A 20,128-nucleotide genomic window follows, 5' to 3' on the forward strand; every position below is an offset into this window, starting at 1 on the left:
CGGTTTCCCGCTATCGGTCAGTCCTGCGGCCGGAAATGTCGCAGGAAATCCACGAATACCTCGGCTGCCAGCTGGGCATCTTCCACGGTGATGGTTTCCAGCGGGTTGTGGCTGATACCGCCGTTGCCGCAGCGCACGAACAGCATCGCCACGTCGGTCATGCGTTGCATCATCATCGCGTCATGGCCGGCGCCGGACGGCAGCTCGAAGGCCTCCAGCCCGCGCTTGCGCAGTACCGCGCCGAACTGATCCATCAGCCAGCGCGCGCACGGCGCGTTGTTGACCGGCGTGACCCGTTCGACGGTGGCGGTCAGGCCACGGCGCGCCGCGATCCGCTCGATGCCCATCACGATGTCGGTGATGGCGGCTTCGCGGATGCCGTCCTCGCCGGCGCGGATGTCCATCGAGAACACGCACGCGGCCGGAATCACGTTGCTGGAGCCATTCGGCACCTGGAGCTGGCCCACCGTGCCGACCAGCGTCGGCACCTGCGCGCAGCGCGACTCCACCAGCAGGATCATCTCGGCGGCGCCGGCGGCGGCATCGCGCCGCATGTCCATCGGCGTGGTGCCGGCATGGCTGGCCAGCCCCTCCACGCGCACCTGGAAACGGCTGCTGCCCGCGATCTGGGTGACGATGCCGAGCGCCAGGTCGCGGTTCAGCAGCACCGGGCCCTGCTCGATATGCACTTCGACGAACCCCGCCAGCGTGGCCGGATCGACCGCCGCGGCGCGCAGGGCGTCCAGGCTGCCGGCGCCGGGCAGGCCGGACTGGGCCAGCGCCTCGCGCATGGTTACGCCGTCCGGGTCCGCGCGGTCCAGCAGGGCCGGGTCGAAGCGGCCCGCCAGCACGCTGCTGGCCAGGAAGCTGGTCTTGAAGCGCAGCCCTTCCTCCTCGGCGAAGCCGACGATCTCGAAGTGATACGGCAGCCGGATACCCGCCGCGTTGAGCGCGCCCACCACCGCAATCGGCAGCAGGATGCCGAGCCGCCCGTCATACCGCCCGCCGTTGCGCACGGTGTCGAAGTGGGAGCCGGTCATCAGCACCTTCGGCGCGGCCACGGCCGGATCGGCCGCATACCGGCCAATCACATTGCCGATGGCGTCCACGCGCACTGCCATGCCGGCGGCCTCCATCCACTGCACCAGCTGCGCCTGCGCCCGGCGATGCGCCGGCGTGAGGTACGCGCAGGTCAGCCCGTCCTCCATATCGGAGTGGGCGGCGAGCGCGGCGGCGCGGTCGAGGATGGATTGGCCGAGCGAGGCAAGTGCGGTAGTCATGGTTTGGAGCGGGAGCGGGGTCAGGATCGGTGCGGTTCGATGGGGTTCAGCGGTTGCGCAGCCAGGTCTTCCAGGCGATCCAGAGCATGCGCATCGGTGTCAGCGCGATGCGCTGCGTCAGCACCTGGAACTGGCTGGCCTCGATCTCGTCGAGCTGGGCATGGGAGAGGGCCGCCATGACCAGCGCGGCGCGCTGGGCGCGGCGGTCCTGGCGCGGCAGCAGCGCCAGCGCCTCGCGGTAGAGCGTGCGGGCCACCTCGGCCTGCTCGCCCATCAGGGCCACGAAGCGCTCGGAGTGGCGGGACTGCAGGATGTCGGCGGCTGGCACCTCGTGGCGCTGGAGCGTATCCACCGGCAGGTAGATGCGGCCCTGGCGGGCATCCTCGCCCACGTCGCGGACGATGGTCGCGCGCTGCATCGACAGCCCCAGCTGGCGCGCGAAGTCCAGCGTGCGCGGATCGGAAAACCCCAGCGCCCGGGCCGACAGCACGCCCACGGCACCGCCGGCGCACTGGCAGTAGCGTTTCAAACCGGCTTCGTCCAGGTAGCGGGTCTGGGTCAGATCCATCTCCAGGCCGTCCAGTACGTCAGAAAATTCGGATTGCGGCAGGCCGCACGGGGCAATATGGGGCTGCAGGGCCTGCGTGACCGGATGTGACGGCTGACCGTCATAGAGGCGGCGCAGTTCACCGCGCCACCAGTCCAGCCGCTGGTGGGCCACGCCAGCATCGTGGCTCTCGTCGATGATGGCCTCCACCTCGCGGCGGAAGGCGTGCAGCGCCGTGATGGCGTGGCGGCGTTCGGGCGGGAGGAACAGGAAGCTGTAATAGGGGAGGGAGCCGCCTGGGGCGGCCTTGTCCTGGCAATACTGATCGGGCGTCACGCCAATCTCTTATGAATACTGTCTGGTGGGGCCATACGGACCGGGGCAGGTCCGCGAAAGCGCCAAATTGTAACATCGGCCCAACCGGGCTCAGCCCCGGGGCTCGCCATTCGCACCGAGTTTTGGCCCCTTCGTCGCCCGGCGTTTGACGCACTCGGGGCCGCTCGCTATATTACTGACCGGCCAGTTATTTATTCTCCGGCAGGCACCGCAGCGTTGTCCGCCGCGAGACGCTTTCCCCACTGGCTGCTCCCCGCAGTCTCCAGCTTGTTCCGACGTTCCACCGACTCAAGACGCTTAACCCATGCCAGTGCCTTATGCCAGGCCGGATGTTGCGGCCGCCGACGTTGATGTTTCCCCGATGCCCGCCGGGCCCCGCCGGACGCCGAGGGCCGCCATGGCCGCCATGGTGACCGTGGCGACGCTGGCGCTCCTGGCCGGGCTGTCCGGCTGTGGGAAGAAGGCGGAGCCGGTGGAGGCCGTGCGGCCCGTGCGGCTGCTGCAACTGCATTCGGGTGCCGGGAAGACTGCTTTCGAGTTCTCGGGCGAGGTGCGGCCGCGCGTGGAGTCGCGCCTGGGCTTCCGCGTGCCCGGCAAGATATCGGCCCGTCTGGTGGACGTGGGCGCGAGCGTCAGGAAGGGCCAGCCGCTGGCCCGCCTCGACCCGACCGACCTGGCGCTGGCCGAGGCCTCGGCGCGCGCCCAGTTCGATGCCGCCAAGACCGACCGCGATCTGGCCGACTCCGACCTGAAACGCTACCGGGACCTGGCCGCCAAGAACTTCATCAGTGCCGCCGAGCTAAGCCGGCGCCAGGCCACCTACGATTCCGCCGCCTCGCGGCTGGAGCAGGCCCAGGCCAACCTCCGCAACCAGAGCAACCAGACCGGCTACGCCGTGCTCGCCGCCGATGCGGATGGCGTGGTGACGGCTGTCGATGCCGAGGTCGGCCAGGTGGTTACGGCGGGCCAGTCGGTGATCCGCGTGGCACAGATCGCCGAGAAGGAGGTCGCCATCGGCCTGCCCGAGGATCAGGTGGACATGCTGCGCGGCATCGCCGATGTGACCGTGCGCACCTGGGCCGAGCCGGACCGCCCGCTGCCGGGCCGCGTGCGCGAGATTTCCGGCGCCGCCGATCCGGTCACCCGCACCTACCCGACGCGCGTCAGCGTGCCCAACCCGCCCGCCGACCTGCGCTTCGGCATGACCGCCGTGGTCACCTTTACCCGTACCGGCGAGTCCGCCGCCATCCGCATCCCGCTGACCGCGCTGCTGCAGGACCGCGGCACCAATCAGGTGTGGATCTACCAGGGTGCGGCCAGCGGCGGCACGGGCACGGTCAAGCCGGTGCCGGTGACGCTGGGAGACCCGCAGGGCAATGAGATCGAGGTGCGCCAGGGGCTGGCGCCGGGCCAGACCATCGTCACGGCCGGCGTGCACCTGTTGCAGCCGGGCCAGAAGGTCAAGCCGATGCAGAACGCCACGTCCGCCCAGCCGGCCCAGTCGGCCAAGCCGGCGTCCAACCCGGCGTCCAACCCGGGCGCCGCCGCCGGCAGCAAGGGCTGACCGATGGAACATTCGCGCTTCAACCTGTCGCGCTGGGCGCTCGAGCACCAGCCGCTGACCCGCTACCTGCTGGTGGTGCTGCTGATCGGCGGCCTGCTGGCCTTCTTCCAGCTGGGTCAGGACGAAGACCCCCCGTTCACCTTCCGCGTGATGGTGGTGCAGGCCTACTGGCCCGGCGCCACGGCCGAGCAGATCGCGGTGCAGGTGACTGACAAGATCGAACGGCAGCTTCAGGAAGTGCCGTACGCCGACAAGATCCGCAGCTTCTCCAAGCCGGGCGAGACCACGGTGATCTTCCAGCTGGCCGATAACTCGCCGGCCAAGGACACCGCGCAGATCTGGTACACCGTGCGCAAGAAGATCGGGGACATCGCCCAGACCCTGCCGCAGGGCGTGCGCGGCCCGTTCTTCAACGATGAATTCGGCGATGTCTACGGCTCGATCTACGCGCTCTCGGCAGATGGCTTCAACTACAAGGAGCTGCGCGAGTACGCCGACCTCGTGCGCCAGGCGCTGCTGCGCGTGCCCGCCGTGGCCAAGGTCACGCTGCTCGGCCTGCAGGACGAGAAGCTCTATATCGAGTTCAACCAGACGCGCTTCGCGCAGCTTGGGCTCGACATCAACGCCATCGCCAACCAGATCTCGGAGCAGAACAATCCCACCGGGAGTGGCGTTTTGGTCACGCCGACCGACAACCTCCAGGTCCGCGTGACCGGCCAGTTGGGCGATGTGCAGGACCTGGAGAACCTGGTGCTGCGCGGGCCCAACGGCATCGCCAACATCCGGCTGGGCGACATCGCCCACGTCTATCGCGGCTATATCGACCCGCCCGCCAGCCGCATGCGCTTCAACGGCAAGGATGTGATCGGGCTCGGTATCTCGATGGAGAAAGGCGGGGACATCATCGCGCTGGGCCAGGAACTGCGCCGCGTGACCGATGGCCTGCGCGGCCAGTTGCCGATGGGCATCGAGATGGACCAGGTGCAGGATCAGCCACAAGCGGTCAAGCGCTCGGTGGGCGAGTTCGTGCACGTGCTGATCGAGGCCGTGGTGATCGTGCTGGCAGTCAGCTTCATCGCGCTGGGGCTGCATACCAGGCCGCTGCGGATCGACGTGCGCCCCGGGCTGGTGGTGGCGCTGACCATCCCGCTCGTGCTGGCCGTGACGTTCCTGTTCATGAACATCTTCGGCATCGGCCTGCACAAGATCTCGCTCGGGGCGCTGATCGTGGCGCTCGGGCTGCTGGTGGACGACGCGATCATCGCCGTGGAAATGATGGTGCGCAAGCTGGAGGAAGGCTTCTCCAAGATGGAGGCGGCCACCTTCGCCTACACCTCCACGGCCATGCCGATGCTGACCGGCACGCTGATCACGGCGGCCGGCTTCCTGCCGGTGGGGCTGGCCAAGTCCACCGTGGGCGAGTACACCTTTGCGATCTTTGCCGTGACGGCGCTGGCGCTGGTGCTGTCGTGGCTGGCGGCGGTGTACTTCACGCCCTACCTCGGCTACCTGCTGCTCAAGACCCGCGCCAGCGACGGCGGCCATCACGAGGTGTTCGACACGCCGTTCTACGCGCGCTTCCGGTATCTGGTGAACTGGTGCGTGACGTGGCGCAAGACCGTGATCGCCGTCACGCTGGTCAGCTTCGCGCTGGGCCTGTGGGCGTTCAAGTTCGTCGAGAAGCAGTTCTTCCCGGATTCGAGCCGGCCCGAGCTGATGGTGGAGCTGTGGATGCCCGAGGGCACCAGCTTCGCGCAGATGGAGGCCGAGGCCAAGCGCTTCGAGACCGCCATGCGGCGCGACAAGGCCGTGGACAGCCTGACCACCTTCGTCGGCACCGGCGCGCCGCGCTTCTACCTGCCGCTGGACCAGATCTTCCCGCAGAGCAACGTGGCGCAGGTGATTGTGATGCCGGTCAGCGTGGAGGCGCGCGACGCGCTGCGCAAGCGCGTGATCGAGGTGCTCGCCACCCAGTTCCCGCAGCTGCGGGGCCGCGTGAAGCTGCTGCCGAACGGGCCGCCGGTGGCGTACCCGGTGCAGTTCCGGGTGATCGGGCCAGACGCCGCCGGTGTGCGCAAGATCGCCGACCAGGTCCGCGCGATCATGGCCGCCAATCCGAACACGGTGGGCGTGAACGACAACTGGAACGAGAACGTCAAGATGCTGCGCCTGGAGATCGACCAGGACAAGGCGCGCGCGCTGGGCGTGACCACCAACGCCATCGCCCGTGCCACGCAGGCCGTGCTGACCGGCGTGCCGGTGGGCCAGTACCGCGACGCCGACAAGCTGATCGACATCATCATGCGCACGCCGAAGAACGAGCGGGACGCGATGTCCGACATGGCCAACGTGCTGGTGCCGACCAACACCGGCCGCGCGGTGCCGCTGACGCAGGTGGCGCGCGTGACGCTGAAGTCCGAGCCGGGTGTGATCTGGCGCGAGAACCGCGACTTCGGCATCACCGTGCAGGCCGATGTGGTGGATGGCATCCAGGGTCCGACCGTGACCGCGCAGGTCAACCCGCAGCTCAACAAGCTGCGCGCGGACCTGCCGCCGGGCTACCTGATCACCGTGGCCGGGGCCGAGGAGGAGAGCGGCAAGGCGGGCGCGTCCATCGCCGCGCAGCTGCCGCTGTGCATCTTCCTGATCTTCACGCTGCTGATGCTGCAATTGCACAGCTTCTCGCGTTCGGTGATGGTGTTCCTGACCGGCCCGCTCGGGCTGATCGGCGCCGCCGCCACGCTGCTGCTGCTGCGCGCGCCGATGGGGTTTGTCGCGCAGCTTGGCATCACGGCGCTGCTGGGCATGATCATCCGCAACTCGGTGATCCTGGTGGACCAGATCGAGCAGGACATCAGCGCCGGGGTGCCGCCGTGGCAGGCCATCGTCGAGTCGGCGGTGCGCCGTTTCCGGCCGATCATCCTGACCGCCGCGGCGGCGGTGCTGGCGATGATCCCGCTCTCGCGCTCCACCTTCTGGGGGCCGATGGCGGCCGCCATCATGGGCGGGCTGATCATCGCCACGGTGCTGACGCTGCTGTTCCTGCCGGCGCTGTACGCGGCGTGGTTCCGCGTGAAGCCGCCCGAGGGCGGCAGCGGGGTGATGGCAGGTTGATGGCAGGGGAGGCGGGGTGATCCCCGGGGGAGAAGAAAAAGCGCCGGTTACGACTGGCGCTTTTTCATTTGGGCGGTCAGCCGCACGATGTCCACCGCGATCTGCGCTGCTCGGCGGGGATCGGCGGCCACGGGTTTGCCGGTGCGGGGGTCCTTCACCGACGGCATGCGGGCCATTTCGCGCAGCAGGTCGGCCAGCAGCGTCATGTCCTGCACCAGCGGCGCGCGCGGGTCGCCCGGCGGCAGCGTGATGCGGACCAGTTCCGACACGGCCTGATCGAGCGCCGGGGCGTGCACGGTCCGGCTGCGGTCGTCCGCTTCCTCGGGCGTCATCCGGCCGGCCTTGGTCGCCGCATTGTCGGCCTGCATACCCTGGAAGGCGGTCATGAAGGTCTTTTGGGCGCGCTCGATCTGGCGGCTGGCGGCCAGGCCGTCGCGCATGGCCTGGGGCACGCGCGGTGCCAGCGCGGCGGTGCCCACCACCAGCACGGCGGCGACGGCTGCGGCCAGCGCCAGGCCGCGCCGCAGCTTGCGGGCGTAGCGGGCGGGGTCCAGCCGCACCGGCAGGCACAGCGCGATCAGCGCGCCGCCGATCAGGCCGCCCACGTGCCCGGCGTTGTCCACCCGGGTCGACAGGAAGCCCTGCACCAGCGAGTAGCCGATCATGACCGCCGCGTCGGTCGTCAGTTGCCGATGGATGCCCTCGGGCAGCAGCCGGCGATGGCGCAGCACCCCGGCCAGCAGCGCGCCGCCCACGCCGAACACGGCGCCCGACGCCCCGACCGACACCGCCGTCTGCGCCCCGAAATGCAGGCTCAGGGCGCTGCCCACCAGCCCCGCGCCGAGATAGATCAGCAGGAAGCCGCGCGTGCCGTAGAACCGCTCCACATGCTTGCCGAGCACGAACAGCACCAGCATGTTGGCGCCGATGTGCTTGAGGCTGCTGTGCAGGAAGGTGGCCGTCAGCAGTCGCCACCACTGACCCTCCTGGACCAGCACGGCGAGATTGCCGCCCCATTCGACCAACCGGGCGGGCGCCGTGGCATCGAGCGTGGCGCCGTGCGTGAGCGTGAACAGCCAGATCGCCACGTTGAGGGCGATCAGCGCGTAGAGGCCCCAGGTGTGTGGCAGCGCCTGCATCTCGGCCCGGAAGGCTTGCTCGGCAGCCAGCGTGTTGTTGACCGTGACGCCGGCCGTACGCATGTGATGGGTGACCAGTGCCTGGGCAAGCTGCTGGTCTGCCTCGCGCATCAGCGCCAGCCGGATCTTGAACGATGCCGGGGTCCGTCGCCGGGCGCCCGGCACGGGCTTGGGAAAGACCTCGATCACGGGACCGCCGCGCAGGTTGCGCACCGCCACGGCGGCAATCTCGGCCCAGCGCAGGTGCGGGCGACGGCGCGGGAAGGCCGTGGAGCCGATGCCGCCGGCATCCACCGTCAGCAGCGGCTTGCGCAGCGGCGCGTGCCGGCCCCAGGACCATTCGAACAGGATCAGCAGGCCGAAGAAGCCGGCGCCGAGGACGATCGGGCTGGGCTTGCCGCGCGAGAAGAGCAGGAGCAGCGCCCCCAGCCCGCCGAAGCAGAGCCAGAGCAACGCGCGCACGAGCAGCGCGGACCCGAGTCGGCGCACATGGAACGCGCCGCTGCGGCGCGAGCCGATGGCCGGTGCGCGCATGAATTGCGATGTCTGCATGATTCTTCCCGACAAGACGATGTCATCGCGTCATCTCGCTGGCCCCGGTGCGGCAGGGCCACGGCGCGCGTCACGCGACGATATGCGGTCGTCCATCGGGAAGCATCTCCCCCGTCGGGAGGGTTGCGGCCCTAGTCGGCTAGTTCGAAGACCACGTCCTGCGCGCCCTCCCAGAGCACCTTGGTGCCGAGCGCGCGGAGGTTCTCCCGGCCCTCGACGATGGTCAGGAAGTGGTTGCCGGCCAGCTGGCCCATCTTGCTGGCGAAGCAGCAGCTGCCGTAGGCCAGGATGATCTCGGTTTCGCTGTAGCCGCCCGGGTAGAACAGGATGTCGCCCACGGACGGGTGGCTGGTGTGGTTCTCGAAGCCGACGCCCAGCTTGAATTCGCCGAGCGGAATCCAGCAGCCTTCGCCGCTCCAGCGCACGTGGATCAGCTTCTGGCGGTAGGGCAGCAGCGTCAGGAAGGCGGCGACGGTCTCGGGGGCGTCCGGGTGGGTGTCGGCCAGGAAGGTCTGGCCGGCGGCGGTGATGCGGAGTCGGGGCATAGCTATATCTATATAGAGGGGCGATTGGGGGCGGCGGCGCGCCGGATCATACCAGCGCCGTCATCAGCGTCTCCGCCAGGGCGATCAGGCTGCGGTCGCTGCCCTTCGGGCCGAGCAGGGAAATGCCGAGCGGCGCGCCGGCGCGGCTGGAGAGCGGCAGGCTCAGTTGCGGGAAGCCAGACAGCGGCGTCAGGCACAGCGTATGGGCGGCGGCGGTGCGGTAGTCCTCCAGCGTCTCGCCGGCGGCGTTGCGCAGCGGGGCGATGTCCGGCATGGTCGGCAGCACCAGCACGCCGTCATGGCCGAGCAGGCGGCCCAGGTGGGCGGTGAACTCGCGGCGCACCGCGCTGGACTGCTCGAACTGGGCCTCGGTGACCCCCTTGCTGAACACGAAGCGCGCGGCCACGTCCGGGCCCATCTGCAGGCCGTAGTTCTCGATCAGCGCGCCATCGGCCTGCCAGGCTTCCCAGCCCTGCACGTAGCGGAAGGCCCAGTACAGGTCGGACAGCGGGCGGTCGGCCACGTCCACCGGGGTCGCACGGCCCAGCACGGCCTCGATGCGCGCCACCGTGGGCGCCAGCGCGGCGCGGGCTTCGGGCGTCGGCAATTCGAACAAGTCCGATGCCAGCAGCAGGCGGGGCCGGGCCGGCAGCGGATCGGCATCCTTGCCGAACAGCACGTCCGCCACGCGGGCGAAGGTGCCGATGTCACGGGCGAAGAAGCCGCAGGTATCGAGCGTCTCGCACAGCGGCATGCAGTGCTGGAGCGAGATACGGCCATGCGAAGGGCGGATGCCGAACAGGCCGCAGTGGCTGGCCGGGGCGCGCACGGAGCCGCCGGTGTCCGTGCCGAGCGCGAAGTCGCACAGCTTGTTGGACACCGCCGAGGCCGACCCGGACGACGAACCGCCCGTCACGCGATCGGGCGCGCCGCCGTTGACCGGGCCGCCGTAGTGCGCGTTCTGGCCGTTCATCGAGAAGGCCAGCTCGTCGGTATGCGACTTGCCGACGAACATCGCGCCGGCATCGAGCAGCTTCTGCACCGTGGGCGCGGTCACCGTCTTGATGCCGGAGCGCGCCAGCACGTGCGGATTGCCGCCGCCGGTGGGGTAGCCGGCCACGTCGAACAGGTCCTTGACGGCGAAGGTCAGCCCCCGCAGCGGGCCGGCGGCCGCGTTGGGCACGGGCGCGTCGGGGTAGGGCATGAAGGCGCGGGCGGGATGGGTGGCCAGGGTCATGGCGTTCGGCTTCCTTCTTTTTCGGAGAATGGATGGAGTTTAGGCGGCGGCCGGCGAGGCAGCGGCGGTATTCGAAGGTTCGGAGGTGTCGGCCACCAGCACGCAACTGACGCGATGGCCGTTGCCCAGCGCCACGCTGCGCGGCACCTCGGCCAGGCAGGCGGGGCGGGCGTGCGCGCAGCGCGGGGCGAAGGTGCAGCCCGGCGGCAGCGCGGCGAGGTCAGGCGGGGCCCCGCCGATGGCCTGCAGCCGCTGGCCGCGATCCATGCCGTGCTGGCGGCTTTGCAGCAGCGCCATCGTGTACGGGTGGCGGGCCTCGCGCAGCAGCGTGCGGATCGGGCCTTCCTCGACGATGCGGCCGCCGTACATCACGGCCACGCGGTCGGCAATCTCCACCGCCGCACCCATGTCGTGCGTGACGAAGACGATGGAGAGGCCCAGCTCGCGTTGCAGCTCGCGCAGCAGGATCAACACCTGGATCTGCACGGTGGCGTCCAGCGCCGTGGTCGGCTCGTCGGCCAGCAGGATTTTTGGCTGGGCCGACAGCGCCAGCGCGATCATCGCCCGCTGCCGCATGCCGCCGGACATCTCGTGCGGATAGGCGGCCAGCCGTCGCTCGGGGCTGGGAATGCGCACCGCTTCCAGCGCCTTGAGCGCCAGCGCGCGCGCCTCGGCGGCGGACACCTTCTTGTGCGTCCGGATGCACTCCACAATCTGCTGGCCCACCGTGTACACCGGGTCCAGCGCCAGCAGCGGCTCCTGGAACACCATGGCGACGGTGCCGCCGCGCAGCCGGGCCAGCGCGCGCTTGTCCAGCGCGAGCACGTCCTGGCCGTCCACGCGGATCTCGCCGCCGATGCGGGTGCGGCGGGGCGGATGGAGACGCATCAGCGCGCGCAGCGTCACACTCTTGCCGGAGCCGGATTCGCCGATCAGCGCCACGGCCTCGCCGGGGGCCACGTCGAGCGACACGCCGTTCACGGCACGGATGGTCTTGCCGCCGCCGGCGAAGGTGACGTGGAGGTCCTTGACCGAGACGGCAGGGGTATTGGGGGCTGTCATAGGGGTCTCCCGCAGGTCAGGTGGGTCAGGGCGTGGCCGCGTGCAGGCCCGGGGTCATGCGCCGCAGCGGCAGCGAATGGCCGCCGTCGGGCATCGCCATCAGGCACGACACGGGATGGCCGGCCAGTTCGTCGGCCAGCACGGGGGTGCGGCGCTCGCAGACCGGCTCGGCGCGGGCGCAGCGCGGATGGAAGCTGCACCCGGACGGCGGATTGATCGGGTTGGGCGGGTCGCCCGCCAGCGGCGCGGCCAGCGTGCGGTGGTCCGGGTCCATCGACGGCATCGACGCCAGCAGCGCGCGCGTGTACGGGTGCGAGGGATTGGCGTAGATCGACTCGGTATCGCCAATCTCCACCACCTTGCCCAGGTACATCACCATCACGCGGTCGCAGAGGTAGCGGATGACGTTGAGGTCATGGCTGATGAAGACGTAGGTCAGGTCGAACTCGGCCTTGAGGTCAAGCAGCAGGTTCAGCACCTGGGCTTCCACGGATTTGTCGAGCGCGGACACCGCTTCGTCCAGGATCACCAGCCGGGGCCGCAGCGCCAGCGCGCGGGCGATGTTCACGCGCTGGCGCTGGCCGCCGGACAGTTCGTGCGGATAGCGCCCGGCAAAGCGCGCCGGCTCCAGTCCCACGCGCTCCAGCAGGTAGCGCGCCCGCTCGGTGGCCTCCCGCGCCGGCAAGCCGTGCACGCGCGGCGTGAAAGCGATCGATTCCTCGATGGTCAGGCGCGGGTTCAGCGACGAGTAGCTGTCCTGGAACACCATCTGCACCTGGCTGCGGAACGCCTTCATCGGCAACTGGGGCGAGCCCACGCCCTGGGCGTCGAAGATCAGTTCGCCGCTGTCGTGGGCGGTGAGCTGCATCAGCAGCCGCGCGGTGGTGGACTTGCCGCAGCCGGACTCGCCGACCACGCCGAGGGTTTCGCCCTTGAGCACGTCGAAGCTGACGCCGTCCACGGCGCGGACCTCGCCAGCCTTGCGGAACGGGATGGCCGACTTGAGCGGGAAATGCTTGACGAGATCGCGCGCGATCACGAGCGGCTGGGCCGGGCCGCCAATGTCACGGGCGTGGGCAGGCGCTGTGAGAAGTTCGCTCATGTTCATTCCTTGATTTCCATGGCCGAGCGGATGCCGTCGGCCAGCAGGTTGAACGAGATCGAGGTCAGGAAAATCATCGCGCCGGGCAGGGCGGCGACCCAGGGCTGGGTGTAGATGGCGGTGCGCAGGGTGTTGAGCATCAGGCCCCACTCGGGCTCGGGCGGCTTCACGCCGAGGCCCAGGAAGGAGAGCCCGGAGGCCAGGATCATCGACACCGAAATCAGACTCGTCGCATAGACGAAGATCGGCCCAAGTACGTTATTCAGCACATGGGCGCGCACGATGGTCAGCGAGCTGGCCCCCGAGGCGCGCGCCGCATCGACGAACTCGCGGTTGCGTACCTGCGTGGTCACGCTCTCCGCCACCCGCACGATCTGCGGCACGAAGACGATGGTCAGCGACAGCAGCGCGTTGCCCACGCCGGCGCCCAGCGTGCCGGACAGCGCGATGGCCAGCAGCACCGACGGGAAGGCGTAGAGGATGTCGGTGAGCCGCATGATGATGGTGTTGGTCCAGCCACCTGCGTAGCCGGCCACGATGCCGAGTGCGCTGCCGATCACAAACGCCAGCAGCACGGGCGTGATGCCCATGAACAGCGACAGCCGGCCGCCCAGCATCAGGCGCGAGAGCAGGTCGCGGCCCAGTTCGTCGGTGCCGAGCGGATAGCCTGCGGTGCCGATCGGCTTGAGCCGCTTGAGGATGGAGGACGCGTACGGGTCTGCCGGCATCAGCGCCGGGGCGAAGATCGCCATCACCACCAGGGCGATCAGGATCAGCGCGGCGGCCATCGCCAGCTTGTTGCGCAGCAGGCGGCGGCCCACGGTGGCCCAGTAGCCGGGCGAGCGCGCCACGGGCAGCGGCGCCACGGCCTTGTTCAGTGCGATCTGCATGGGGGCCTCCTTAGTTGCGCTGGATGCGGGGGTCGAACAGCGTCTGCAGCGCGTCCACCAGCAGGTTGAGCAGGACGAAGAACACGGCCAGCACGAGGATCGTGCCCTGCAGCAGCGGGAAGTCGCGCTGGAAGATGGCCGAGTTCAGCAGGAAGCCGGTGCCGGGCCACGAGAACACGGTCTCGATCAGGATCGACCCGCCGAGCAGGTAGCCGAGCTGGAGGCCCATCACGGACAGCGCGGTCGGCGCCACGTTCTTGACCACGTGGCGGAACACGGCCACGTCCGACAGGCCGCGGGCGCGCAGGCCGACGATGAACTCGTTGGACAGGATTTCGGCCACCAGCGCCCGGATCGTGCGGGCGACGATGCCCATCGGGATCACCGACATGGTGATGGCCGGCAGCAGCATGTACTGGAAGTGCTCCCAGTCCCACGCCCAGTCGCCCGAGCCGCCCGGGCCGGCGCCAGTGGCAGGCAGCCAGCCGAGCAGCACCGAGAAGGCGATGACCAGCACCATGCCGAGCCAGTAGTGCGGAATGCTGACGCCGAGCACGGACAGGAACGAGGCGATGCGGTCGGCGATGGAATCGCGCATATAGCCGGCCACGAAGCCGAACAGGCAGCCGAAGGTGAAGCCGATCAGCGTGGCCACGGTGGCCAGCCGGATCGAGTTGATCACGGCGGTGGATACCTCGCTCATCACCGGCCGGTTGGTGGCGATGGAGGTCCCCAGGTCGCCATGGAGCGCGCGGGTCAGCCAGTGCAGAAATTGTTCGAGGAACGGTTTGTCGAAACCGTACAGCGCGGTCAACTGGCGCCGGAGGTCTTCGGAGGCATCGGGCGGCAGCACCGAGACGAGGGGGTCCCCGGGGGCGATGTGGACCAGCGAGAAGCAGAGCAGGGCAACCCCAAGCAGGATAGGCAGCGCATAGAGAATGCGGCGAAGCAGGTAAGTCATGGTCTGTGGCCGGCTGGTGTGGGGGGTATTTCTCCCCTCTCCCGGTGGCGGGAGAGGGGGCACGGCAAGCGTCAGTCCATCGACATCGTCGCAATATCGATAAACCAGCTCTGGGGCTGCACCACGCCCTTGACCTTCTTCGAGATGGCGCGCGGGCCCACGTCATGGGCGATCAGCACGAACGGCGACTCTTCCACGATGCGCGCGTGCAGCTTGGCCAGCGCGGCGTCACGGGACTTTTCGTCGAACGAGGTGCGGGCGTTCTCGATCAGCTTGTCGAACTCCGCATTGCCGAAGAAGCCCCAGTTGTTCGAGACCGGCGGCTGCGTCTTGGTGCTGACGAAGCGGACCATCGCGAAGAACGGGTCCATCGCCGCGAAGCTGACGTTGATGGCGTTGGCGCCGTGCGCGCTGGCGTCCTTGGCGCCGATGCGCCAGTTGGTGAACAGGGTGTTCCACTCCACGACGTCGAAGTCCACGTCGAAGAAGCACTCCTTCAGGTTCTGCTGCACGTACTCGTTCATCGGCAGCGGCTGCATCTGGCCCGAGCCGGACGCCGACACCTGCACCTTCACCTTGAGCGGCTTGGCGGCCGAGTAGCCGGCTTCGCCCATCAGCTTGCGGGCGGCGTTGGCGTCGTACTTGATGTCGAACGTGGGGTTGCCCCACCACGGGTTGCCGGCTTCCACGATGCCCTTGGCCTCGGCCATGTAGCCGCCCAGCAGCGTCTTCAGGCCCGCGCGGTTCACGCAGAGGTTGGCGGCCTGGCGCACGCGCTTGTCCAGCCACGGCGAATTCGGGGCGAAGGAGAGCTGCCACGGCCACATGTGCGGCTGGGCGTTGGCGTAGACCTCGAAGCCGCGGCTCTTGATCTGGGCGATGGCGTCAGGCGCGGGGGCCTCGATCCAGTCGACCTGGCCCGACAGCAGCGCGGCCGTGCGGGCGTTGGCCTCGGGCATCGGCACCATCACGACCTTGTCGATCTTGGGCACGCGCTTGCTGTCCCAGTAGCTGGCGTTCTTGGCCAGCTCCAGGCGCTCGCGCGGCACGAAGCGGGTCATCTTGAACGGGCCGGTGCCGGAGGCGTCGGCGGCAAAGGCTACCCAGGCCTGCTTGCTGCGTTCGGCCGCATCGGTCACCGAGGCCGGCACGGCGGCGAACTTCTTCTCCCACTGCGTGGGCGAGGCCATGAACAGGTTCGAGATGTTGTACGGCAGGAACGAGTCCGGCTCGGACGTGACCAGTTCCACGGTCAGGTCGTCGATTTTCTTCGCGCTGCGCAGCGTGGGCATGCGCGAGGCGGTCACGCCCACCTGGCTCGCATCGAACTGCTTGGCGGTCTTGTCGAGCACCTTGTTGACGTTCCAGACCACGGCGTCGGCGTTGAAGGCGGAGCCGTCGTGGAATTTCACCCCGGGGCGCAGCTTGAAGGTCCACTTGGTCTTGTCGGCGGCGTCCACCTTCCACTCGGTGGCGAGGTCGGGAATCAGCAGGCTGGGGCCGTTGCTCTTGGAGAGGTCCCATTGCGTCAGGGCGTCGTACATCGGGATGCCGGTGAAGCGGTTGCCCTCGAAGCCCTGGTCGGGCTGGCCGAGCGTGCGCGGGATGTCGGCAGCGGTCATGCCGATGCGCAGCGTCTTCTCGGCCATGGCGGCGCCGGGCAGGGCGAGCAGCGAGAGGGCCAGGACTGCGGCGGAGAAACCTTTCGCGTGGGCGGACGTTTGGTGGTTCACAGGCAATGCTCCTGAGTGGGGGAAGGGCTGCCTTCGGTCTAGCAAGTCATGTGCCAGTCGCGTCGCCCCGGCGCGTGGTCTGGTTCTTGCACCGGGCCGTGGTCATTCATCATTCACTCACGAAGCAGACAAGGCAGACATGGATTCGAAAGTTCTTCCCCGCATCAATGGCGCGCGCCTGTGGCAATCGCTCATGGATCTGGGCGCGATCGGCGCCACGGCCAAGGGCGGCGTGTGCCGCATCGCGCTGACCGAAGAAGACCGCAAGGGGCGCGACCTGGTGGTGCAGTGGTGCCGCGAGGCGGGGCTGGACGTGCGCGTGGACGAGATCGGCAATGTCTTTGCGCGCCGCGCGGGCACGGACCCGTCCGCGCGCGCCGTGGCCACGGGCAGCCATATCGACACCCAGCCCTCGGGCGGCAAGTTCGACGGCAACTTCGGCGTGCTGGCGGGGCTGGAGGTCATGCGCACGCTCAACGACCTCGGCATCCAGACGCGCGCGCCGCTGGAAGTGGCGTTCTGGACCAACGAGGAAGGCACCCGCTTCACGCCGGTGATGATGGGCTCGGGCGTGTTTGCCGGCGTGTTCGATGCCGACGAGGCGCGCCGCCAGCAGGACCGCGAAGGCGTGAGCGTGGGCGATGCGCTGGCCGCCATCGGTTACCACGGGGCCCAGCCTGCCGGCGATGTGCCGGGCGGCATGTTCGCGGCCTACTTCGAGGCCCATATCGAGCAGGGACCGGTGCTGGAGGCGGCCGGGCTGCCGATTGGCGTGGTGTCCGGCGCGCTGGGCCAGCAGTGGTACGACGTGACCGTGACCGGGCAGGACGCCCACGCCGGCCCGACCCCGCTGGCGCTGCGCCACGACGCGTTGCTGGCCACGGCGCGGATGATCGAGGCGGTGAACCGCATCGCCCGGGACGCCGCGCCGCATGGCCGGGGCACCGTCGGCTATGTCGAGGTCAAGCCGAACTCACGCAACGTGATTCCGGGGCGGGTGGACTTCACGGTGGACTTCCGCAACCTGTCGCAGGACGGGCTGGACCGCATGGACGCGGCGATGCGCGCGGCCTTCGCCGGCATTGCCGACGCGGCGGCGGTGAGCGTGGCGATTCGCCAGGTGGTCAAGTTCGAGCCCTGCCTGTTCGCCCCGGCCTGTGTGGACAGCGTGCGGCGCGCGGCGGCGGCGCTGGGGCTGCCGAGCATGGACGTAGTGAGCGGGGCGGGGCATGACGCCGTCTACGTGGCGCAGCGCGCCCCCACGGGCATGATCTTCGTGCCTTGCAAGGACGGCATCAGCCATAACGAGCTGGAGGATGCGCTGCCCGAGCACATCGAGGCCGGCGCCAACGTGCTGCTGTTGGCGATGCTGGAGCACGCGCGCTGATCGCCGGCGGCAGCTTCAGTGCCCGATCGACCTTGAAATCGCCCACGCGCACTCGATGACGAGGGGTCCCAGCTTGCGCTGGGCCTCCGCCATCGTCCACCGGCTGGCCGGCGGCGACACATGCACCGCCCCCACCGCCACCCCCTGGCTGTTCACGATGGGCGCCCCCACGCCCATATCGCCCAGAAACAGCTCCTCCTCGTTGCAGGCATAGCCCAGGCCCCGGCACGCCACCACCTGCGCCAAGATCGCGTCCACATCGGTCAGCGTAGCGGGGGTGCGCGGCGCGCGCGTGGAGGCCTCCAGCATCGCGCGCACCTGCGCATCGGGCAGCGTGCTCAGGTAGGCGCGGCCGGAACTCGTGCAGTACATCGGAATCCGCATGCCCACTGGTGTCAGCACGGGCATGTGCTTGGCGGTCATCAGTTGCGCCACGTAGACCATGTCCAGCCCCACGGGCTCGGTCAGGTTGGCCGTCTCGCCGCTGGCGTTGGCCAGTTGGGACAGGTAGGGGCTGGCAATGGGAATCAGCGCATCGGCGGCCAGGTAGTTGTAGCCGATCTCCATCACCTTCGGCGTCAGGCGGAAGCGGCGGGTCTGCGGGTGCTTGTCGATGTAGCCGAGGGTTTCAAGCGTATGGACCGTGCGCTGGGCCGAACTCTTGGTCATGCCGGTGAGCCCGGCTACTTCGGAGAGCGTCAGCGTGCGGTGGACGGCGCTGAAGGCGCGCAGGACTTCGAGCCCTTTTTCGAGCGATTGATTGAACAGCGGATCGGCGGACATGGGAGACGGACGGCGGGGTGGATCACCAGGGTTCGGCACCATCGTCGTGACATCCTGCACCACGATGGCTGCATATTGCACCAAGATACTCACGAATCGATTATCGATTTCATGATATGTCGCCATGATACCTGCCGCCCCTGTGGCTGGCGCGTCGCTAGTGTTTACCCCTAGGATTTTCCGGGTTGTGTCCAGTGAAATATCACACTAATATCACTGCAACTTCAACGAACGTTGAGACGAAGCGAGCAATCCTGTGGCGAACCCCATTCGACTGGTCGGCGGTGCCGACCCCCAGCCGGCAACTCCTCCTGCAACGCCCCCCGCGCCCCCCACGCCAGCCCAGAGCGGCGCGGCCCTGCGCGAGCAGGCGTACACGGAGATCAAGCGCCGCATCATCGCGTGCGAGTTCCGTCCCGGCGAGCCGCTGATCGAGGCCCAGGTGGCCGCGCTGCTCGGCCTGGGCCGCACGCCCGTGCACCAGGCGCTGCATCGGCTCGAAGTGGAAGGGCTGGTGTCCATCCTGCCGCGCAAGGGCGTGCTGGTGACGCCGCTGTCGCTGAACGAAGTGCTCGACATGATCGAGGTGCGCGCCACCAACGAGATGCTGTGCGCCACGCTGGCCTGCGAGCGCGGGCACGACAGCGACTTCAAGGCCATGCGCGACATCGTGGACCGCTCGCCCGACCTGATCGCCCGCCGCGACATCCCCGCGCTGGCCTCGCTCGACCTCAAGTTCCATACCGCCATGTCCGCCGCCTCGCGCAACCGCGTGCTGGCCGAACTGCTGCGCGGCCTGCATGAGAAGCAGGCGCGCTTCTGGTTCCTCTCGCTGTCCGATCCCCAGCACCTGGAGAACGTCTACCAGGAGCATCTGGAGATCGTTGACGCGCTCGAGCGCCGGGACATCCCGGCCGTGCGCCAGGCGATTCGCGAACATATCGACGAATTCCGGAAGAACATCATCCGGACCCTCTGACCGACCCTTTTCCCTCGTAACCAGGTAGTACGCCATGCCGACACTGCACCTCCAGGTAGCCGGCGGGGGCCCGCTCGCCCTCGACGTCCAACGACTCATCATTGCCGGCTGGACTGGCCGCGACGCCGCCGCCGTCCAGCATCACATCGAAGAACTGCAGGCGCTGGGCGTGAAGCCGCCCGCCACCGTGCCGACGTTCTACCCGCTGGCCGCCTCGCTGCTGACCACCGATGATGTCCTTGAGGTGCCGCGCGACGACTCGTCGGGCGAGACCGAATTCGTGCTGCTGCAGGGCGCGGACGCGCTGTACATCGGCATCGGCTCGGACCATACCGACCGTAAGGTCGAAGCCTATGACGTGACCGTCTCCAAGCAGATGTGCGGCAAGCCGATGGGCCGCGAGGTCTGGCGCTTCGACGAGGTGGCCGACCACTGGGACCAGCTGGAAATGCGCTGCTGGCGCGTGCGCGACGGCCAGCGCGCGCTGTATCAGGAAGGCAAGGTCACGCGCCTGCTGGACCCGCGTGACCTGGTGCAACGCCTGACCGGCGAGTCGCAACTGCCGCCGGGCACCGCCATGTTCTGCGGCACCCAGGCCGTGATTGGCGACCTGGGCCACGGCGACGCCTTCGAGGTGGAGCTGCACGATCCGGTGCGCAATCGCACGTTGCGCCATGCGTACCGCGTGGCGTCGCTGGAGGTGGCGGAATGAGCGCCGCCCCGACCATCGCCGCGCTGGCGGCCTCGCTGGCGGCCGGGCGCACGACCAGCGTGACACTGACCGAAGACGCGCTGGCGCGGATCGCCCATCACCAGCGTGCCGGCGGCGTCGCCTTCCTGCACGTGGATGCCGAAGGCGCGCTGGCGCAGGCCCGCGCGGCGGACCAGGCGCGCGCCGCCGGGCTCGTGGCATCGCC

16 protein-coding genes and 1 pseudogene are annotated in these 20,128 nt (G+C 68.9%); 6 read left to right on the forward strand and 11 right to left on the reverse strand.

Annotated elements, in window-relative coordinates:
* Positions 1-17: 17 nt before the first annotated feature.
* Positions 18-1,280: a Zn-dependent hydrolase gene (locus KHO18_RS13405; RefSeq protein WP_211943350.1), complete on the reverse strand. Its 1,263-nt coding sequence runs from the start codon at positions 1,278-1,280 to the stop codon at positions 18-20.
* Positions 1,281-1,326: 46 nt separating this feature from the next.
* Complete coding sequence (hpnD, locus tag KHO18_RS13410) at positions 1,327-2,163, reverse strand: presqualene diphosphate synthase HpnD (RefSeq protein WP_144195709.1); 837 nt, start codon at positions 2,161-2,163, stop codon at positions 1,327-1,329.
* A gap of 361 nt (positions 2,164-2,524) precedes the next feature.
* Between hpnD and KHO18_RS13415 the strand changes: the two genes are divergently transcribed.
* Positions 2,525-3,727, forward strand: a complete 1,203-nt coding sequence (locus KHO18_RS13415) for an efflux RND transporter periplasmic adaptor subunit (protein WP_244844780.1) — start codon at positions 2,525-2,527, stop codon at positions 3,725-3,727.
* Between the two features lie 3 nt (positions 3,728-3,730).
* Positions 3,731-6,841, forward strand: coding sequence for an efflux RND transporter permease subunit (locus KHO18_RS13420; protein ID WP_211943351.1), 3,111 nt, complete (start codon positions 3,731-3,733; stop codon positions 6,839-6,841).
* Positions 6,842-6,888: 47 nt separating this feature from the next.
* Here KHO18_RS13420 and KHO18_RS13425 read toward each other — a convergent pair whose 3' ends face one another.
* The 8 genes from KHO18_RS13425 to KHO18_RS13460 all read right to left on the reverse strand — a co-directional run bounded on the left by KHO18_RS13425 (position 6,889) and on the right by KHO18_RS13460 (position 15,978).
* Complete coding sequence (locus KHO18_RS13425; protein WP_144195704.1) at positions 6,889-8,532, reverse strand: rhomboid family protein; 1,644 nt, start codon at positions 8,530-8,532, stop codon at positions 6,889-6,891.
* 131 nt (positions 8,533-8,663) lie between these two features.
* Positions 8,664-9,077, reverse strand: coding sequence for a DUF3830 family protein (locus KHO18_RS13430; protein ID WP_211943352.1), 414 nt, complete (start codon positions 9,075-9,077; stop codon positions 8,664-8,666).
* A gap of 46 nt (positions 9,078-9,123) precedes the next feature.
* Positions 9,124-10,314, reverse strand: coding sequence for an amidase (locus KHO18_RS13435; RefSeq protein WP_144195702.1), 1,191 nt, complete (start codon positions 10,312-10,314; stop codon positions 9,124-9,126).
* A 39-nt stretch (positions 10,315-10,353) separates the two neighbouring features.
* Positions 10,354-11,376, reverse strand: a complete 1,023-nt coding sequence (locus KHO18_RS13440; protein ID WP_144195700.1) for an ABC transporter ATP-binding protein — start codon at positions 11,374-11,376, stop codon at positions 10,354-10,356.
* Positions 11,377-11,401: 25 nt separating this feature from the next.
* A complete protein-coding gene (locus KHO18_RS13445) occupies positions 11,402-12,478 on the reverse strand; it encodes an ABC transporter ATP-binding protein (RefSeq protein ID WP_211943353.1) in 1,077 nt (358 codons plus the stop codon).
* A gap of 2 nt (positions 12,479-12,480) precedes the next feature.
* Complete coding sequence (locus KHO18_RS13450; protein ID WP_144195696.1) at positions 12,481-13,368, reverse strand: ABC transporter permease; 888 nt, start codon at positions 13,366-13,368, stop codon at positions 12,481-12,483.
* A gap of 10 nt (positions 13,369-13,378) precedes the next feature.
* Entirely contained in the window at positions 13,379-14,329 is a 951-nt protein-coding gene (locus KHO18_RS13455; protein ID WP_144195694.1) for an ABC transporter permease, read from the reverse strand.
* A 71-nt stretch (positions 14,330-14,400) separates the two neighbouring features.
* Positions 14,401-15,978, reverse strand: coding sequence for an ABC transporter substrate-binding protein (locus tag KHO18_RS13460; RefSeq protein WP_244844784.1), 1,578 nt, complete (start codon positions 15,976-15,978; stop codon positions 14,401-14,403).
* A gap of 223 nt (positions 15,979-16,201) precedes the next feature.
* Between KHO18_RS13460 and KHO18_RS13465 the strand changes: the two genes are divergently transcribed.
* A complete protein-coding gene (locus KHO18_RS13465) occupies positions 16,202-17,449 on the forward strand; it encodes a Zn-dependent hydrolase (protein WP_144195690.1) in 1,248 nt (415 codons plus the stop codon).
* A 15-nt stretch (positions 17,450-17,464) separates the two neighbouring features.
* Here the strand turns inward: KHO18_RS13465 and KHO18_RS13470 are convergent, their stop codons facing one another.
* Entirely contained in the window at positions 17,465-18,232 is a 768-nt protein-coding gene (locus KHO18_RS13470; protein WP_144195688.1) for an IclR family transcriptional regulator, read from the reverse strand.
* Positions 18,233-18,488: 256 nt separating this feature from the next.
* Here KHO18_RS13470 and KHO18_RS13475 point away from each other — a divergent pair, with 256 nt between their 5' ends.
* The 3 genes and pseudogenes from KHO18_RS13475 to KHO18_RS13485 form a co-directional block, all read left to right on the forward strand.
* Positions 18,489-19,211 carry a GntR family transcriptional regulator gene (locus KHO18_RS13475; protein WP_144195686.1) on the forward strand — a complete coding sequence of 241 codons (723 nt, stop codon included), beginning with the start codon at positions 18,489-18,491 and terminating at the stop codon, positions 19,209-19,211.
* A 34-nt stretch (positions 19,212-19,245) separates the two neighbouring features.
* A complete protein-coding gene (locus tag KHO18_RS13480) occupies positions 19,246-19,923 on the forward strand; it encodes a DUF2848 domain-containing protein (RefSeq protein ID WP_211943354.1) in 678 nt (225 codons plus the stop codon).
* Positions 19,920-20,128, forward strand: a pseudogene (locus tag KHO18_RS13485) (amidase); the annotation flags it as partial. The gene KHO18_RS13480 and the pseudogene KHO18_RS13485, both read left to right, overlap by 4 nt.

It is taken from the genome of Cupriavidus campinensis (assembly GCF_905397395.1).
Taxonomy (GTDB): Bacteria; Pseudomonadota; Gammaproteobacteria; order Burkholderiales; family Burkholderiaceae; genus Cupriavidus; species Cupriavidus campinensis.

What these genes read in the sequence shown, in the direction of transcription:
- KHO18_RS13405 (WP_211943350.1), bottom strand. Translation starts at nt 1,280, where the DNA reads ATGACTACCGCACTTGCCTCGCTCGGCCAATCCATCCTCGACCGCGCC.
- KHO18_RS13415 (WP_244844780.1), top strand. Translation starts at nt 2,525, where the DNA reads ATGCCCGCCGGGCCCCGCCGGACGCCGAGGGCCGCCATGGCCGCCATG.
- KHO18_RS13420 (WP_211943351.1), top strand. Translation starts at nt 3,731, where the DNA reads ATGGAACATTCGCGCTTCAACCTGTCGCGCTGGGCGCTCGAGCACCAG.
- KHO18_RS13425 (WP_144195704.1), bottom strand. Translation starts at nt 8,532, where the DNA reads ATGCAGACATCGCAATTCATGCGCGCACCGGCCATCGGCTCGCGCCGC.
- KHO18_RS13430 (WP_211943352.1), bottom strand. Translation starts at nt 9,077, where the DNA reads ATGCCCCGACTCCGCATCACCGCCGCCGGCCAGACCTTCCTGGCCGAC.
- KHO18_RS13435 (WP_144195702.1), bottom strand. Translation starts at nt 10,314, where the DNA reads ATGACCCTGGCCACCCATCCCGCCCGCGCCTTCATGCCCTACCCCGAC.
- KHO18_RS13440 (WP_144195700.1), bottom strand. Translation starts at nt 11,376, where the DNA reads ATGACAGCCCCCAATACCCCTGCCGTCTCGGTCAAGGACCTCCACGTC.
- KHO18_RS13445 (WP_211943353.1), bottom strand. Translation starts at nt 12,478, where the DNA reads ATGAGCGAACTTCTCACAGCGCCTGCCCACGCCCGTGACATTGGCGGC.
- KHO18_RS13450 (WP_144195696.1), bottom strand. Translation starts at nt 13,368, where the DNA reads ATGCAGATCGCACTGAACAAGGCCGTGGCGCCGCTGCCCGTGGCGCGC.
- KHO18_RS13455 (WP_144195694.1), bottom strand. Translation starts at nt 14,329, where the DNA reads ATGACTTACCTGCTTCGCCGCATTCTCTATGCGCTGCCTATCCTGCTT.
- KHO18_RS13460 (WP_244844784.1), bottom strand. Translation starts at nt 15,978, where the DNA reads ATGGCCGAGAAGACGCTGCGCATCGGCATGACCGCTGCCGACATCCCG.
- KHO18_RS13465 (WP_144195690.1), top strand. Translation starts at nt 16,202, where the DNA reads ATGGATTCGAAAGTTCTTCCCCGCATCAATGGCGCGCGCCTGTGGCAA.
- KHO18_RS13470 (WP_144195688.1), bottom strand. Translation starts at nt 18,232, where the DNA reads ATGTCCGCCGATCCGCTGTTCAATCAATCGCTCGAAAAAGGGCTCGAA.
- KHO18_RS13480 (WP_211943354.1), top strand. Translation starts at nt 19,246, where the DNA reads ATGCCGACACTGCACCTCCAGGTAGCCGGCGGGGGCCCGCTCGCCCTC.